The following is a 16,096-nucleotide window of genomic DNA, read 5'->3' on the forward strand; positions in this document are numbered from 1 at the left end:
TCAGTACCAGTACGTGCCGAATCCGACGGGGTGGGTGGATCCGTTGGGGTTGAATGGATGTCCGGGTGGCGATGGCTGCAAGAAACCAACACTCGAGTCAATCGATCCGACCAAAAAAATAAAGGGTGGAGAGGAAGACTCTTCCCGCTCAGTACCGCAACAAACTTACTTGTACCGTGGGTCTGGAACAGATCCATCAGAAGTCTTCGAGAACGGCTTTAAAAGCAAAGGAAATAGTAACGACCTATTTCTTCACTCAATCGATAGTGACTTTCCTCCAAGTAATTTTATTAGCACCTCTCTTTCAAGAGAGATGGGAAAGGCATTCGCTACCAGTTATTTCACACGTCCCGGATTTCTCTACACACTGAAAATGATCCCAGGCCATGACTTGAAAAAAGAGTTAGGTGCATCTTATAGGTTTAGTAAGGAACAGGAAATTGCCATCCCTGGTCAGATCAAAAGGGAGGATATTCTTGGTGCTACACTGATTATTGATGACGGCAGAGAGTTTGGTTACTCAATTCCTAATCCGCACAGGAAAATAAACAAGTGAGAGAAATATTTACAGTTGACGTTGTGATGAATGGCAATAAGAAGAAAATTGATCTTGCTTGTGATTGTGTAGCTATATCTATAACAATCGAGCTTGGTGGTGGGTCAAAAAAGACGTATTTCGGGAGTGATTTTTATAGGTGTTTTGCAGAATTAAGAAAAGATAATGATGATTTAGTTTTTTGTTGTAAGGGGGCGAAGACTAATGTTCATCCATCAAGCATGGCCTCGCAGATGTCTCTCGGGCTGAAAGCATACGAGTTGGTTGTCGGCAAAGAACCGTCAATAGATGATCTTGTATTCATCTTTGATTATGAGGAGAAAGACTTGTCAAACGATCCCGATGAGCAACGGCAGTTTTATTTGAATTGGATGACTTCTTGAGTGTTGCGAAAGTGATTCGAGCTTTTGGTGTGTTAGTGATTAAGCATTAAGCTTAGGTTGTTGTTGGGAACACTGCTTGTGTAATAGTCGGTTTACTGTGAGCTGAATGTTGCTTGTGTACGGAAGAGGGAAGTTATGAGTAAAGTCGATAGTGATGAAGGGGAAAACTTCGGTCTTGGCGGTCATCAATCAGCTGATAAAAAAAGTGACATTGAAATAGATTCATTCAGAGGCGTTCCTAGTTCTAGGTTTATTAGTTATCGGGCGCAAATGAGCGCATATAATGAAGCGTTGACAAGGGAGATCAGAAACATGCCGCGCTTTACGGGTGAGGACAGTATGGGGAATTTGGTCGTGCGGATGCCTGCGGAAGGTGTGGGTGAAGGATATGAGCCTAATCCATCTGAACCGACAGAGCCTAGATTCATGCCTAAAATGAATGCGTTTGAAATGAAGTTTGATTTTGAAACGTTACAACCCTACGCCCTGTATCCGGTGGAGAATGTTTGATGTTGATGCATCCCTATCTTGATGTTCAGTATAATCCTCAGTTGAAGCACTTCCTTGGAGGGTTCGATATATACGATCGCGAGGAGACGCTGGGCTCAGAGTTGGCGGAGTACGACCCTGATTGTCCTTCGGATAGAGTCGATCTGATATCTAAGTTTGTTGTCAAAAGATTTTCTGGTTTGACTTATCGGCACAAGTTTGTCTTGTTTTCTATGTTGGGTGAGGCTTTGGATGGCGAAATAAGTGATCTTACTAAGGTTTTTAAACATGATCCGTTTTCTCATTCATTGCTCCCATTTGGTTGGAACGAGATGAAAGATCCGAAGAGTTTTTTTGAGCACATATACTCTATCCTGTCCGAAGTCTGGACTGATGATTTATACCTAGCCAGTCAGGAAGACTGCTCAACTTGGTAGCCGGCATTAGACGCAGAACCTAGAGTGACTGTACTGACGACTTCGCGGGCAAGCCCGCTCCCACAGGGAAGTGTGTCGTTTGAGGGATTAGCGTTGACCCGTTAGCTGTGGCTGGTGGAGTACTGTGGTTGTAAGGCTATCCAGTAAATGCACGCTATACCCCGGAACATTCTTCGCGTGATGCTTCGCCTGCGATGCCATTTCCGCGAGTTGGCTGGCATCGAGGTGTGTGCAGGCTTCGGGCTGTAGATGCACGACGCCGATGGACAGTGACAACAGCGGAAACTCCTGCCGCACTCCTTGGCGATTCGGCGCGATGAAGCAGCCTGCCTCAAGGTGTTCCGGGCGATAGAAGCGCCGGCATTGGCTCTGAAAGTCATCAAGCAGTTGATTGAGACGTTTGCGCCAGTCGTCCGGGCCGAGCACTAGGAGGAAGTCGTCGCCGCCGATGTGGCCGACGAAGTCGCGGGACGGGTCTACTCGCTCATTGAGGCATTGCGCCAGACACAGCAGAACTTCGTCACCACGCCCGTAGCCGTAGATATCGTTGAAGGGTTTGAAGCTGTCGATGTCAACGTAGCAGATGACCGACTCGCGGCCTTGTTGCAGCAACCGCGTCAGGCATTGCTGAATCGGCACATTACCCGGCAGCAAGGTAAGCGGATTAGCGTAGCGCGCTTGTTGGATCTTCAGCTCGGTGATCAGTTTGAGCACGTCGATCACCCGGCCGAGGCCGAGGTAGCCGCCGTTGAGGGTGATGATGAAGTCTTCTTCGATGCGTTGCCGCGCGCGGCTGGTGATCAGGCGGCTGACTTGTTGCAGCGACTGGCTCATTTCCACCGCGAGGAAATCGTCGTTCATCAGGCGGCTGATCGGTTTACGCGCGAACAGGTCGGTGGCGAACGGTTTGAGCAGGGCATCCGACAAGGAGTGGCGGTGGACGATGCCGCAGGGTTGACCTTGTTCGTCAAGTACCGCCAGTGAGTTGAGGTTGGCCTGGCGGCGGAAGGCTTCCAGTACGTTGGCGGTGGGTGTGTCGCGATGCACGGCCGGTTGGTCGTTGAGCAGGGCGCTGAGGTCGCTGCCTTCGTCGTTCAGCGCAACGCTGCTGCTGTCGTGTTTGGGCATCAAGGCGCGGGCGTCGCGGGGCGGATGTTCTTGGGGACGACCGAGCAAGTAACCCTGCACCAGATCGACACCCATTTCCGTCAGCACCGCGAGTTCTTCCGGTAGCTCGATGCCTTCGGCGATAACTTGCGCGCGAGAGGCTTTGGCGATTTGCAGGATCGAGCCGACGAACTCACGCTTCAGCGCGTCCTGATGGATGCCATCGATGAAGTGTCTATCGATCTTCACGTAGTCCGGGCGCAACTCCGACCACAGACGCAGGCTGGAATAACCGGCACCGAGATCATCCAGCGCGATAGAAAATCCCATCGCCCGGTAGTGATGCAAGGCGGTTTGCAGCAACTGGAAATCGTCGATGGGCGTCTGTTCGGTCAGCTCGATGACCACCTGACTGGGCGGAATGCCAAAGTCCTGCAGCAACTGCAGCGTGCGTCCCGGTTGATGTGCGGCTTCAAGCAAGGATTCCGGCGAGACGTTGAGAAACAGTTTGCCCGGCAGTTGCTGCTCGTTGAAGCGGCGGCAAGCGCTCTGGCGGCAGGCGATCTCGAGCTCGCTCAAACGCCCGGCCTGACGGGCCACGGCGAACAACGCGATCGGCGAGTGAAGAGGGCTGTTGGAAGGGCCGCGCGTGAGGGCCTCGTAGCCGAGAATGCGTCGTTCCGAGAGGCAGATGATCGGTTGGAACAGGCTGTGTAAACCGCTTTGAGTCAGGATCGAGCTCAAGGCACTCAGCTGTTCGGTCGTGGTCATGGCAATCTCTGGCGATAAAAAAAGGACTGGGAGCGCTCTCGATGAAGAGATTGGCTCCCAGTCCTTTATTGCACGACAGAATGATGACTGTTTGATGACGATCCGGGGATAGTCAGCACTAAATTGCCATCATCTTACTTCTTGGCCACCTGATTGCTCAGCTTCAGGTAATCCAGCAGGACGCGCCCGGTTTCGCTCAGGTAGGCATCGTCTTCTGGTTTGACCTTGTCCGGGTCGGCAGCCGCGAGGGCGTCTTCGTCCTCTTTCTTCAGCTCTTTGAGCGGTTCTTCGCCTTTGGCCTTGCGACGGATGTTTTCCATCGTCAGCTGTTTGGCGTCGATGTCGGCGTGCTGGGCACGGCGTTCGGCTTCATTGAGGCTGACGGTTTTTTCTTCCATCAGTTTCTGCGCCAGCGTCAGCTTGTCACGGATGAACACGAACTCGGCATCCTTGGCGGTGCGGGTGTCATGTTCGGACTTGAGCTGGGCCAGGAACGGCTTGAACGGATCGGCCGCCGGTTTGATCGCCGCGCGGATGGTGTCCCACGGCATGGCTTCCGGCAGTGCGCTCTCGCCGATTTCCTTGGTGTCGATCAGCGACGGGTAGTCGATGTCCGGCAACACGCCCTGATGCTGAGTGCTCTGACCGGAAACCCGGTAGAACTTGGCCAGGGTCAGTTTCAGTTCGCCATGGTTCAGCGGCTGAATGGTCTGCACGGTGCCCTTACCGAAGGTCTGGCCACCGATGATCAGCGCGCGGTGGTAGTCCTGCATGGCGCCGGCGAAGATCTCCGAAGCCGAAGCGGACAAGCGGTTGACCAGCAACGCCATCGGGCCTTTGTAGAACGCGCCCGGGTTTTCATCTTCGAGTACGTCGACACGGCCATCGGCGTTTCGCACGAGGACGGTCGGGCCTTTATCAATGAACAGACTGGTCAGCTCGGTGGCTTCCTGCAGGGAACCGCCGCCGTTGTTGCGCAGGTCGATGACCACGCCGTCGACTTTGTCTTTCTGCAGTTCGGTCAGCAGTTTCTTGACGTCGCGAGTGGTGCTCTTGTAGTCCGGATCACCGGCACGGAACGCCTTGAAGTCGAGGTAGAAGGCTGGAATCTCGATCACGCCGAGTTTGTAGTCCTTACCGTCCTGTTTAAGGTTCAGGATGGACTTCTTCACAGCCTGGTCTTCGAGCTTCACCGCTTCACGGGTGATCGGCACGATCTTGGTGGTCTGGTCGTTCGGCGCATTACTGGCCGGAATCACTTCCAGACGCACTACCGTGCCTTTCGGACCACGGATCAGCTTGACCACTTCGTCCAGACGCCAGCCAACCACGTCGACCATCTCTTTGTTGCCTTGGGCAACGCCGATGATCTTGTCGGCCGGTGCAACTTGTTTGGTCTTGTCGGCCGGGCCTGCCGGCACCAGACGCACGACTTTCACCTGGTCGTTGTCGCTCTGCAACACGGCACCGATGCCCTCGAGGGACAGGCTCATGTTGATGTCGAAGTTTTCCGCATTATCTGGCGACAGATAGTTGGTGTGCGGATCGTACGACATGGCGAAGGTGTTGATGTACGCCTGGAAGATGTCTTCCGGACGGGTCTGGTCCAGGCGCGCCAGCTGGTTCTTGTAGCGCTTGGTCAGGGTTTCCTGGATCTGCTTCGGCTCTTTGCCGGCGATCTTCATCCGCAGCACTTCGTCCTTGACGCGTTTGCGCCACAGGTCGTCGAGTTCAGCGGTGGATTTGAGCCAAGGCGCGTCCTTGCGGTCGATCAGCAAGGTTTCCTTGGTGGTGAAGTCCATCTTGTCGACGCCTTTGTTCAGCTCGGCAAGGGCGAAGTCCAGACGCGCCTTGACGCGGTCCAGATAGCGCTTGTAGATCGTGAACCCGGCGTTGAGGTCGCCGCTCTTGAGGAAGTCGTCGAACTGGGTCTTCCACTTGTCGAATTCGGCGATGTCGCTGGCCATGAAGTAGCTGCGCGACGGATCCAGCAGCTTGAGATAGCTGTCGTAGATGATCACCGAACGCGCGTCGTCGAGCGGCGGCTTGCTGTAGTGGTGACGCTTGAGCAACTCGACGACGTTCAGGCTGGCGATGACTTCATCGCGATCAGGCTGCAACTTGTCCCAGCTGTTGGCTGCGAATGTAGTGCCCGACACCGGCAACAAACCGATACCGATGAAAAGAGCGAGGGCGGTGCTGGGGAGCAAATGCTTCATGCTGATTCGACGCGGGGACAATTGATAACGCATATTAGGCCGTCTTTGAAGTCGCCGGTTCTACGAGAGCCGGTCGCATAATGCAAAAAGCCCGGCGCTACAGCTTCGGGCTCAGTCCAGACTCACTATGGAGGCACTGTGAAGGCATTGCAAGGCGTTGACGGTCAAGTGGCATGGGTTGAAGAGCCGAGTCCTACGTGCGATGTAGGACAAGTCCGCATCCGGGTGGCGGCAGCCGGCCTCAATCGCGCCGATTTATTACAAAAAGCAGGGCTCTATCCGCCACCGCCAGGCGCCAGCCAGGTACTCGGTCTTGAGTGCTCCGGGGTGATCAGCGAGGTCGGTGCGGGCAGTGCGTGGCAGGTCGGCGATCGGGTTTGCGCCTTGCTGGCCGGGGGCGGGATGGCCGAAGAGGTGGTTGTCGACGGACGGCACGTGCTGCCGGTTCCCGAAGGTGTGTCGCTGATCGAAGCCGCCGCATTGCCCGAGGTTTATGCAACAGTCTGGCTGAATGTGTTTCAACTTGCGGCGCTCAAACCGGGTGAGAAAGTTCTCCTGCATGCCGGCGCAAGTGGAATCGGTTCAGCCGCCATTCAGTTGTGCAAGGCGTTCGGCAATCCGTGTTGGGTCAGCGTCGGTTCGGCCGAGCGTCTGGTTTACTGCGAAGCACTCGGTGCGCAGGGTGGGGTGGTGCGCACCGATGATCTGGAGAGCCTGCGCGATTTCGGACCGTTCAATGTGATTCTTGATCCGGTCGGCGGCAATTACTCGGCGCTGAACCTCAAGCTGATGGCGCTGGATGGGCGTTGGGTGTTGATCGGTTTGATGGGCGGACGTGAAGCGAAACTGGATCTGGCGCAGGTCTTGGCCAAGCGTGTGCAACTGCTGGGCTCGACGTTGCGCAGTCGTGACGATCAGTTCAAGGCGGATCTGTTGAGTGACCTGGGTCAGCAGGTGTGGCCGCTGTTTGCCGAGGGGCGTTTGAGTCCGCAGTTGGCCAAGGCGTTCCCGGTTAAAGACGCCGAGGCGGCGTTTGCCGAGTTGGCGAGCAACAAGGTGGCTGGCAAACTGGTATTGGTGATCGACGAAAGCCTCACCTGACACCACCAACCCCTGTGGCGAGAGAGCTTGCTCCCGCTGGGTCGCGAAGCGGCCCCCAATCATTCGACGCGCTGGGTCAGTTCATACCGGTTGAATCGATTTGCGACTGCTTCGCAGCCGAGCGGGAGCAAGCTCCCTCGCCACAGTTAAGCGTCCACATTGGATCTTCGGTTATTTCCAGAGGTGGATTGGCCAGCCGGCTTTTTCGGCGTGTTCCAGCAGCACTGGGTCCGGGTTGACCACGTGCGGAAAATCTACCTTCAGCAACAACGGCAGATCATTGCGTGAGTCGGAATAGAAACTCGCGCCTTCCAGGTTCTCCTCTTCAGCATCCAGCCATTCCAGCAAACGGGTGATCTTGCCTTCGCGGTAGGTCAGGGTGCCGACGGTGTGGCCGCTGTAAACGCCGTGGGCGACTTCCAGTTCAATCCCCAGAATTTCATCAATGCCGAGTCGATCGGCAATCGGTCTGACCAGATGCGTGCCCGACGCCGAGATCACCAGAATCCGGTCTCCCGCCTTGCGGTGGGCGGCGATGGTCTTGGTCGCGTCGCTGAAGATGATCGGTTCGATGAAGTCTTCCACCCACGGCCCGACCAGGTGATCGACTTCTTCGGGCGTACGACCGATCAGCGGTTCAAGGCTGAACGTCATGTACTCTTCCATGCGCAATTTGCCATGGCTGTAAGCGTCCATCAGCTCGTTGTTCTTGCGCATGAACGATTCGGGATCGACCCAGCCCAGGCGCCCCATCTGCTCGCTCCAGAGGGTGGCGCAGTCGCCGTGGATCAACGTTTCGTCCAGATCAAAAATTGCCAGGGCCATCAGTGCAGTTCTCTCTTCAACGTCAGCAAAGTCATCAGGCTACCTCACACAGGGCCGTCGGATCGATGGAAAGTGCCAGTCGCTGACCGTCGGGATGCAGATCTGCAGCCGAGCGGTTGAGCACATCCACCACCAGTTCCACGCCGCGCGCTTCGATGCGGTAACGGATGACGTTGCCGAGCAGGCTGTGGCTGCGGATCTGCGCGTCGAGTTCGCCGTTAAGGCTCAGTTCGATGGCTTCGGGGCGTATGGCGATGCGGTGGTTGATCGGGCGCTGCAACAGCTTCGACGCGTCGTCGGCATCGAGCAGGTTGTAGTTGCCGATGAAGCCGGCGGCGAACACATCGACCGGTGCGGTGTACAAGGTTTCGGCATCGCCGCTCTGGACGATTTTTCCCTGATTCATCAGGAAAATCCGGTCAGACATGGTCAACGCTTCTTCCTGATCGTGGGTAACGAAAATCGTCGTCAGGCCGAGTTCGCGTTGAATCTGGCGGATCTGTTCACGCAGGTGTTTACGAATTCGTGCATCAAGCGCCGACAGCGGCTCATCCAGCAGCAGCAAGCGCGGACGCGTCACCAGCGAACGGGCGAGCGCGACACGCTGACATTGGCCACCGGACAATTGATGCGGATAGCGACTGGCGAAGTCGTTCAGTTCAACCAGTTTCAACACTTCCGAAACGCGTTTATGACTGTCGTCGGCATTGACCTTTTGCATGCGCAAACCGAAGGCAACGTTCTGCTCGACGGTCATGTTGGGGAATAGCGCATAACTCTGGAACACCATGCCGATCCCGCGTTTCTGCGGACTCAACGGTACGATATCGACGCCATCCAGCAGGATCTTGCCGCCATCTACTGGCGTCAGTCCGGCGATGCAACGCAGCAGGGTGGATTTGCCGCAACCGGACGGGCCGAGGAGGGTGACGAATTCGCCCTTGTTGATTTCGCAATTGATGTCGCTGAACACCGTGGTGCCAGCATAGTTTTTCTGCAGGTGTTGGACGCTGACATAGCTCATTCGCTTTTGTCCTTGTTCAAGATGTTGGCGATCCAGGTCAGGACCAGCACGAAAAAGAAATACGAGATGACCAGCGCACTGGTGAAGTGACCGCTGCTGTTGCGCATGTTGTTCAGGTACACCTGCAGGGTTTCGTAGCGCGTGCCGACCAGAATATTGGCGAAGACGAACTCACCGAACAGGAACGAAAACGACAGCAGCAACGCGACCATCAGGCCTTTGCGCAGATTTGGCAGCACCACCAGAAACGCCGCCTGAAAGGTGCTGGCGCCAAGCAGTTGCGCAGCGTCCATCAGGTCGCGCAGGTTGATCGCCTGCAGATTGTTGGTGATCGCCCGGTACATGAACGGCAGCGCCACGGTGAAGTAGCAACCGATCAGAATCCACGGCGTGCCGACCATCGCCATCGGCCCGGAACCATACAGCTGCAGCAGCCCGACTGACGACACCACCGGCGGCACGGCGAAGGGCAGCAGGATGAGGATGTTCATCAGCGCATCGAGTTTCGGGAAGTGGTAATGCACCACGAACAGCAGCGGCAGGATCAGCACCACCGACAGCACCAGCGCGCCAACGCAGACCAGCAACGACTGGCCGAACGCGTGAAGAAAGCGCGGATCGCTCCACAACTGGATATACCACTTGAAGGTGAAGCCGCTGGGCAGGATGGTCGCCGACCAACTGCTGGCGATCGAGTAGACCAGCGTGCCCACCAGCGGCAGCAAGAGGATGGCGAACAACAGATAAACCACGACGCGGTGGTAGAGGCCGGCCGGGCCGGTTTCAGCGCGAGACATGGTAGCTCCTCTTCAACAGCAGTTGATGCACGACGGTGACGATGGTCATCAGCGCCACCAGCACCACGGCCAGGGCGCTGGCCAGATTCGGGTCGAGGGAAATATCGCCGGAGACCATCGCTGCAATACGGATCGGCAGTACGTTGAAGTTGCCCGTCGTTAACGCATACACCGTGGCATAGGCGCCGAGGGCGTTGGCCAGCAGGATCACGAACGTGCCGAGCAGCGCCGGGGTCAACACCGGCAGACCAATATGCCGCCAGAACTGCCAACCGTTGGCACCGAGCAGCGCGGCAGACTCGCGCCAGTCTTCACGCAAGGCGTCGAACGCCGGGTAGAGCAGCAGCACGCCGAGGGGAATCTGGAAGTAGGTGTAGAGGATGATCAGGCCGGTTTTCGAGTACAGGTTGAAGTCCTGAATGATCCCCGACTGCTTGAGCATGATGGTGATGCTGCCGTTGAAACCGAGCAGGATGATGAACGCGAACGCCAAAGGCACGCCGGCGAAGTTGCTGGTCATGTTGGCGAAGGCATTCACGAAGTTACGCAGTTTCGAATCGACGCGGCGCAGGGAATACGCACCGAGTACGGCGATGATGATGCCGAACACGCTCGACCAGAAACTGATTTCGAGGCTGTACTGGATCGCCTGCAGATAGAACTTCGAGCTGAAGATCTTGCTGAAGTTGGCCAACCCCCAGCCGAACTCTTCCGATTGCAGGCTGTTGATCATCACCCAGACCAGCGGGGCGATTTCAAAGACGATAAAGAACAGCGCGAAGGGCACCAGGCACAGCGCCGCCAGCCATTTGCCGCGAGTCATCGAGTTCACTTGAGCAACTCCCGGCACACAGGTTTGTCGTGAGGCACGCCGAGCAGTTCGCAGACGGTGCCGCAAATTTCGGTCTGTTTTGGCGCAGCGTCAGTGTTGAGGCTGAAGGCATCGCCGAGGACGAACAGCGGTACCTGACGTTCTTCCGGCAGCAGGCCGTTGTGCGAGCGATCGTTGTTCATGCCGTGGTCGGCGGTCACCAATACCTGATAGCCGGCGTCGAGCCAGCTTTGTAGATAGTCGGCGAGGATGATGTCGGCGAAGCGCGCGCTGTTGCGGTATTGCGAAGAGTCGAGGCCGTGCTTGTGCCCGGCGTCGTCGATGTTCATCGGGTGGATCAGCAGGAAATTCGGCGTGTGGCGCAGGCGCAGGTTTTCCGCGTCGGCGAACAGGTGCGAATCCGGGTAGTGATCACTCCAGTAGAAATGCCCGTGCTGGATCGGCAGCGACAGATTGTCGGTGTGACGGTCACGTGCCGCCACGAACGGTGAGCGGTTGTACAACTCGCTGACCCAGTGGTACGCCGCGGCGGCGGTTTTCAGACCGGCATCGCGGGCGTAGTGATAAATGCTGCGCTGGCTGGACAAGCGCGAGACGTCGTTGTGGACGATGCCGCTGGCGATCGGCGGCACGCCGGTGAGGATGCATTCATAAAGTGGTCGGGACAGGGCTGGCAGTTCGCACTCCAACTGGTAGAGCGCGGCGCGTCCTGCGCCAACATAAGCCTGCAGATGCCCCATGGCGTGACGCGCGACCTCGTAGTTGAGACCGTCGAGCACGACAAGGATGACGTTGTGCTTCATAGGGGCAAAAACTCCGCGAAACGATAAATTTCAGACTCAACCGAGATCCCCTGTAGGAGTGAGCCTGCTCGCGATGGCGGTTGAACATTCAACGACAATGTTGACTGAACTACCGCGATCGCGAGCAGGCTCACTCCTACATGGGGATTTGTTTCAGATCACAAAGTGGTGATCAGCTGCGTTATTTCATCTCGACGATGACTTCTTCGTTCCACTGCTGTGGCAGGGCTTTCGAAGTCTTTTCCCACGCATCGGCGTCTTTGATCGGGGTAACCTTTTTGTACTGCTCGTTCGGCAGCAGCTTGGCCTTCACGTCTTCCGGCAGTTGCAGGTGCTCGGCGCGGATCGGACGGGCGTTGCCGCGGGCGAGGTTGGTCTGGCCGGCGTCGCTGAAGATGTATTCGCGGGTCAGCTTGGCGGCGTTCGGGTTTTTCGCGTACTTGTTGATGATCGTGGTGTAGCCGGAAATCACCGAACCGTCGGATGGGATCAGCACCACATAATCATCCGGGTTGGCCATCTTGGCTTTGTAGCTGAGGCCGTTGAAGTCCCAGACCACACCGACTTCGATCTCGCCTTTTTCCATGGTGGCGATGGTCGGGTTGGCCATCGACAGGCGACCCTGTTTGGCAATGTCTGCAAACAGCAGCAGGGCAGGCTTGATGTTTTTCTCGTCGCCACCGTTGGCCAGTGCCGCAGCGAGCACGCCGTTGGCGGCTTGGGCGGCGGTGCTCACGTCACCGATGGAGACCTTGTATTTGCCGCCCTTGAGGTCAGCCCATTTGGTCGGTACTTCGGAACCGTGCAGCAGCTTTTTGTTGACGATGAACGCGATGGTGCCGGTGTAGGCCAGTGCCCAGTTGCCGTCCTTGTCCTTGGCCCAGTCCGGGACTTGATCCCAGGTGCTTGGCTTGTACGGTTGCACTACGCCTTGCTTGACCGCGATCGGGCCGAAGGCGGCACCGACGTCGCCGATGTCGGCGGTGGCGTTGTCTTTTTCTGCGGCGAACTTGGCGATTTCCTGGGCCGAGCTCATGTCGGTGTCGATGTGCTTGAGGCCGTAGGTTTTGGCCAGGTCTTCCCAGGTGCCTTTCCAGTTGGCCCAGTCATCGGGCATGCCGACGCTGTTGACGGCGCCTTCCGCTTTCGCAGCGGCTTCGAGGGTTTTCAGATCGGTGCCGGCGGCCATGGCCGAGGTGCACATTGCAATGGTCGAGCCTAACAGTGTTGCCAGGAAAAGCTGTTTCATTCCGAAGCTCCTTGGTCGTGTTCAACGCTGCGATTGCGGTGGTTGTTGGTCTAGGTCAGCAATACCTGAGCCAATTTAAGCGGGCTGGATGACACTTTGATGTCGGCGGCCTTGCGGCAGGCCTTTTATTTGCCCGGTATTGGCGGGTGCCAGATAAGCGTAGACCATGCTCAAAGGCCCGGAGAGCAAGGGACTTGGCCGATGTATTGCAAGTCATGAAGACGACCGTTCAGTAGTTTTGTCATCTCTCGGTCATCTGCACTGCCTAGGCTTGCAACATCAGTAAACGGCTCGATCGCCGTGCGGTTTTGCCCCGAAACAGTGCTGGTCTAGTCCAGATAGGTAACGTTGATGCGCGATGAGGCAACAAAAGCGGTGACAGCGATTGGCCAGGTGTTGCAGGAGCAACTCGATCACGGCTTGCTGGCGGCGGGCAGCAAGTTGCCGGCCGAGCGCAAGCTCAGTGAGTTGTTCGGTACGACTCGGATTACCGTGCGTGAGGCGTTGTTGCAGCTGGAGGCGCAGGGGCAGATTTATCGTGAGGAGCGCCGTGGCTGGTTCGTTTCGCCGCCGCGCCTGGCCTATAACCTGATGCAGCGCAGTCACTTTCACGCGATGGTCAGTGCGCAGGGGCGGGTGCCTTCGACGGAGGTTATTTCGGCGCGGTTGCAGCCAGCGTCGGCGGCGGTGTGTGCCTGGTTGCAGCTTCCGGCGTTGTCGAGTGTGATTCAGATTTGTCGTTCGCGGCGGATTGATGGGCGGCTGGTTTTATATGTGGAGCATTATTTGAATCCGCAGTTTTTTCCGGGGATTCTTGAGTTTGATTTGAATCAGTCGATTACTGAGTTGTATGCGCGGCATTACGATTTGCACTATGGGCGGGTGCGCTTTGAGATTGTTCCGACTTCATTGTCGGTGGATGCGGCGGCGGCTTTGCGGGTTTCTGTGGGGAGTCCGGGGTTAAGGATTGCTCGGGTTAATTATGATCAGCATGAGCGGTTGATTGATTGTGACCTGGAGTTTTGGCGGCATGATGCGATTCACGTCGGGGTTGATGTTGTTTGAGGCTTTGGCCTTGGCGGCCTGTGGGCCGACCAGGCTATTGGGTTCTGGGTGAATATCCGTTTCTGCGGGTGTCGCCGCTGACGGTTTCGCTCTTACAGCGACTCACTTTTCCAGACGCCGAAAAGTAAGCAAAAGGCTGGGCCCCGGCGTTCGGCCCGCTCGCTGGGGCTCGGGGTTCCTTCGCTCCGGGATCGATCCGGGCGCATCGCCTCCGGTTTGCTTCGCTGCACCTCCTCTCGATGTGTTTGGCTTCGCCAAACGGTCGCTGCGCTCCCACACCCGGATCAATCCCTCCACTCAGCCTGCCGAAGGGGCCAGCACGGCAAGATCAAGAGCGGTACTCGAGCTTGCGCTCATTGTGTTGAGTGGTGAGAAGCCGAAGCGATACGAATATCTAACGGTGAACTCAATCTCTGTGGGAGCTGGCTTGCCAGCGATGGCGGCCTGACAGCCGACCTGATTTTCGCAGATTGCACGCGATCCAATTGTAGGAGTGAGCCTGCTCGCGAAGGCGGCCTGACAGCCGACCTGTTTCTTGCGGATGTACTCAATCCCTTGTAGGAGTGAGCCTGCTCGCGATGGCGCCCTGACAGCCGACCCATTTCTGGCAGGCTGCACACGGTCCAAATGTGGGAGCGAGCCTGCTCGCGATGGCGGCCTGACAGCCGACCCATTTCTGGCAGGCTGCACACGGTCCAAATGTGGGAGTGAGCCTGCTCGCGATGGCGGCCTGACAGCCGACCAATTTCTGGCAGGCTGCACACGGTCCAAATGTGGGAGCGAGCCTGCTCGCTGCTCGCGAAGGCGCCCTGACAGCCGACCCATTTCTGGCACGCTGCACACGGTCCAAATGTGGGAGTGAGCCTGCTCGTGATGGCGGCCTGACAGCCGACCATTTTCTGGCAGGCTGCACACGGTCTAAATGTGGGAGTGAGCCTACTCGCGAAGACGCCCTGACAGCCGACCCATTTCTGGCAGGCTACACACGGTCCAAATGTGGGAGCGAGCCTGCTCGCGAAGGCGCCCCCACAGTCACTTCATCACTACTTGCCCGCCCCCGCATTGGCATACAAATAATCCGTCGCCAACGAGGCCAATGTCCTCACGCCCACCACCAGCGCCGACTCATCCACAAAGAACCCCGGATTGTGATTCGGCGCTGCCTTGCTCATGTCCTGATCCCGTGGTGTCACGCCCAGAAACACGAACAGTCCCGGCGCTTCTTTGGCAAAGAACGAGAAGTCTTCCGCGCCTCCCACCAGCGGTGCATTCACCACATCATCCTTGGCCGCCCACTTCAAGGTCGGCAGCATCTTTTCCGTCAGCGCCGGGTTGTTGATGGTCGGGTCGTATTTTTCGATGATGGTCACGTCCGCTTTGGCGCCGCCGCTTTCGGCGATTTTTTCCACGGTCTGGCGGACGTCGGCGTGCAGTTTCTGGCGAATGCCGTAGTCGTAGGAGCGGATCGTGCCGGTCATGTCGACGGATTCGGGGATGATGTTGTAGCGGGTTCCGCCGTTGATGGTGCCGATGCTGACCACCGACGGATAAGAGGAGATATCGGTACGGCGACTGACCACGGTTTGCAGGCCGACGATGGTTTGTGCGCCGACGGTGATCGGGTCGATGCCGTCCCATGGGCGGCCGGCGTGGGTTTGTTTGCCGAGGATTTTGATGCGCAGGTCGTCGGAACTGGCCAGGGTAGCGCCGGGGCGGTAGGCGATCTGGCCGGCGGGGACACCGGCCCAGACGTGCAGGCCGAAGACTGCGTCGGGTTTGGGTGATTTCATCACGCCTTCCTCGACCATCATTTTTGCGCCCCAGGTGTTTTTGCCGTCGGGGATGAAGTCGCTTGGGCCTTCTTCGGCTGGCTGGAAATAGAACACCACGGTGCCGGGCAGGGTGTCGCGCATGCCCGTGAGAATTTTCGCTGTGCTGAGCAGGATCGCGGTGTGGGCGTCGTGGCCGCAGGCGTGCATGACGTCGACTTCTTTGTCGAGATAGGTGCCCTTGGCTTTCGAGGCGAACGGCAGGTCGGCGACTTCCTTGACCGGCAGCGCGTCCATGTCGGCGCGCAGGGCCACAGTCGGGCCGGGCAGGCCACCCTTGAGGATGGCGACAACGCCGGTGCGAGCGACGCCGGTTTTCACGTCCAGGCCCATGGCCTTGAGTTGTTTGGCGACCAGCTCGGCGGTGCGTTTTTCAGTGTTGCCGAGCTCGGGATGGGCGTGGATGTCGCGGCGGGTTTCCAGCAGTTCGGGTTCGAGCTTTTGCGCTTGTTCGGCAATTTGCGTGCGGGTGCTGTCCATGGTCGCCGCGCCAGCGTGGCTGGCGAATAGGCTGAGCAGAACGGCTTGGGCAATGCGCGTCAGTTGCATCGGTTACTCCTTGATTATTGTTGTCGGGCTTCCCTGCCTGTGACTGCAACCACGCGCCTG

General features: G+C 57.4%; 15 protein-coding genes. 6 read left to right on the top strand and 9 right to left on the bottom strand.

What is annotated here, in order from left to right; genetic code table 11:
* The 4 genes from BK670_RS09465 to BK670_RS09480 all read left to right on the top strand — a co-directional run.
* Window positions 1–556: scabin-related ADP-ribosyltransferase (locus tag BK670_RS09465; RefSeq protein ID WP_473086925.1), on the top strand; the 556-nt coding region annotated here is incomplete at its 5' end.
* Window positions 553–939: a hypothetical protein gene (locus BK670_RS09470; RefSeq protein ID WP_259697543.1), complete on the top strand. Its 387-nt coding sequence runs from the start codon at window positions 553–555 to the stop codon at window positions 937–939. The genes BK670_RS09465 and BK670_RS09470, both read left to right, overlap by 4 nt.
* A 135-nt stretch (window positions 940–1,074) precedes the next feature.
* Window positions 1,075–1,449, top strand: coding sequence for a hypothetical protein (locus tag BK670_RS29865; RefSeq protein ID WP_259697544.1), 375 nt, complete (start codon window positions 1,075–1,077; stop codon window positions 1,447–1,449).
* Complete coding sequence (locus BK670_RS09480; RefSeq protein WP_123449565.1) at window positions 1,449–1,865, top strand: hypothetical protein; 417 nt, start codon at window positions 1,449–1,451, stop codon at window positions 1,863–1,865. Before BK670_RS29865 ends, BK670_RS09480 begins: the two co-directional genes overlap by 1 nt.
* An 87-nt stretch (window positions 1,866–1,952) precedes the next feature.
* Here the strand turns inward: BK670_RS09480 and BK670_RS09485 are convergent, their stop codons facing one another.
* Entirely contained in the window at window positions 1,953–3,743 is a 1,791-nt protein-coding gene (locus BK670_RS09485) for a bifunctional diguanylate cyclase/phosphodiesterase (RefSeq protein WP_123449566.1), read from the bottom strand.
* Window positions 3,744–3,877: 134 nt separating this feature from the next.
* On the bottom strand, window positions 3,878–5,962 hold the full coding sequence (locus BK670_RS09490; protein ID WP_185036754.1) for a carboxy terminal-processing peptidase: 2,085 nt from the start codon (window positions 5,960–5,962) through the stop codon (window positions 3,878–3,880).
* Between the two features lie 138 nt (window positions 5,963–6,100).
* Here BK670_RS09490 and BK670_RS09495 point away from each other — a divergent pair, with 138 nt between their 5' ends.
* Complete coding sequence (locus BK670_RS09495; protein ID WP_123449568.1) at window positions 6,101–7,063, top strand: zinc-binding dehydrogenase; 963 nt, start codon at window positions 6,101–6,103, stop codon at window positions 7,061–7,063.
* 171 nt (window positions 7,064–7,234) lie between these two features.
* On the opposite strand, the gene BK670_RS09500 is transcribed toward BK670_RS09495, so the two are convergent.
* The 6 genes from BK670_RS09500 to BK670_RS09525 form a co-directional block, all read right to left on the bottom strand.
* Window positions 7,235–7,888 (bottom strand): HAD family hydrolase, encoded by a 654-nt coding sequence (locus tag BK670_RS09500; RefSeq protein ID WP_123449569.1) that lies wholly within the window; start codon window positions 7,886–7,888, stop codon window positions 7,235–7,237.
* 34 nt (window positions 7,889–7,922) lie between these two features.
* Complete coding sequence (locus BK670_RS09505; protein ID WP_123449570.1) at window positions 7,923–8,912, bottom strand: ABC transporter ATP-binding protein; 990 nt, start codon at window positions 8,910–8,912, stop codon at window positions 7,923–7,925.
* Window positions 8,909–9,709: an ABC transporter permease gene (locus BK670_RS09510; RefSeq protein ID WP_123449571.1), complete on the bottom strand. Its 801-nt coding sequence runs from the start codon at window positions 9,707–9,709 to the stop codon at window positions 8,909–8,911. Before BK670_RS09510 ends, BK670_RS09505 begins: the two co-directional genes overlap by 4 nt.
* A complete protein-coding gene (locus tag BK670_RS09515; protein ID WP_163013661.1) occupies window positions 9,696–10,532 on the bottom strand; it encodes an ABC transporter permease in 837 nt (278 codons plus the stop codon). Before BK670_RS09515 ends, BK670_RS09510 begins: the two co-directional genes overlap by 14 nt.
* Before the next feature lie 5 nt (window positions 10,533–10,537).
* A complete protein-coding gene (locus tag BK670_RS09520; protein ID WP_123449572.1) occupies window positions 10,538–11,344 on the bottom strand; it encodes an alkaline phosphatase family protein in 807 nt (268 codons plus the stop codon).
* Between the two features lie 181 nt (window positions 11,345–11,525).
* On the bottom strand, window positions 11,526–12,593 hold the full coding sequence (locus BK670_RS09525; RefSeq protein WP_007916337.1) for an ABC transporter substrate-binding protein: 1,068 nt from the start codon (window positions 12,591–12,593) through the stop codon (window positions 11,526–11,528).
* 351 nt (window positions 12,594–12,944) lie between these two features.
* Here BK670_RS09525 and BK670_RS09530 point away from each other — a divergent pair, with 351 nt between their 5' ends.
* The gene (locus BK670_RS09530; protein ID WP_064121017.1) at window positions 12,945–13,658 is read left to right on the top strand and encodes a UTRA domain-containing protein; all 714 of its coding nucleotides are present in this window, start codon (window positions 12,945–12,947) and stop codon (window positions 13,656–13,658) included.
* A 1,043-nt stretch (window positions 13,659–14,701) separates the two neighbouring features.
* Here BK670_RS09530 and BK670_RS09535 read toward each other — a convergent pair.
* Window positions 14,702–16,036 (bottom strand): amidohydrolase, encoded by a 1,335-nt coding sequence (locus BK670_RS09535; protein ID WP_123449573.1) that lies wholly within the window; start codon window positions 16,034–16,036, stop codon window positions 14,702–14,704.
* Window positions 16,037–16,096: the final 60 nt, after the last annotated feature.

The organism is Pseudomonas fluorescens (genome assembly GCF_003732425.1).
GTDB classification, from domain to species: Bacteria; Pseudomonadota; Gammaproteobacteria; order Pseudomonadales; family Pseudomonadaceae; genus Aquipseudomonas; species Aquipseudomonas fluorescens_BE.

Bases quoted from the DNA above. Each gene is read 5' to 3' on its own strand.
- BK670_RS29865 (WP_259697544.1), top strand. From the start codon at position 1,075: ATGAGTAAAGTCGATAGTGATGAAGGGGAAAACTTCGGTCTTGGCGGT.
- BK670_RS09535 (WP_123449573.1), bottom strand. From the start codon at position 16,036: ATGCAACTGACGCGCATTGCCCAAGCCGTTCTGCTCAGCCTATTCGCC.
- BK670_RS09500 (WP_123449569.1), bottom strand. From the start codon at position 7,888: ATGGCCCTGGCAATTTTTGATCTGGACGAAACGTTGATCCACGGCGAC.
- BK670_RS09525 (WP_007916337.1), bottom strand. From the start codon at position 12,593: ATGAAACAGCTTTTCCTGGCAACACTGTTAGGCTCGACCATTGCAATG.
- BK670_RS09520 (WP_123449572.1), bottom strand. From the start codon at position 11,344: ATGAAGCACAACGTCATCCTTGTCGTGCTCGACGGTCTCAACTACGAG.
- BK670_RS09510 (WP_123449571.1), bottom strand. From the start codon at position 9,709: ATGTCTCGCGCTGAAACCGGCCCGGCCGGCCTCTACCACCGCGTCGTG.
- BK670_RS09480 (WP_123449565.1), top strand. From the start codon at position 1,449: ATGTTGATGCATCCCTATCTTGATGTTCAGTATAATCCTCAGTTGAAG.
- BK670_RS09485 (WP_123449566.1), bottom strand. From the start codon at position 3,743: ATGACCACGACCGAACAGCTGAGTGCCTTGAGCTCGATCCTGACTCAA.
- BK670_RS09515 (WP_163013661.1), bottom strand. From the start codon at position 10,532: ATGACTCGCGGCAAATGGCTGGCGGCGCTGTGCCTGGTGCCCTTCGCG.
- BK670_RS09490 (WP_185036754.1), bottom strand. From the start codon at position 5,962: ATGAAGCATTTGCTCCCCAGCACCGCCCTCGCTCTTTTCATCGGTATC.
- BK670_RS09530 (WP_064121017.1), top strand. From the start codon at position 12,945: ATGCGCGATGAGGCAACAAAAGCGGTGACAGCGATTGGCCAGGTGTTG.
- BK670_RS09505 (WP_123449570.1), bottom strand. From the start codon at position 8,912: ATGAGCTATGTCAGCGTCCAACACCTGCAGAAAAACTATGCTGGCACC.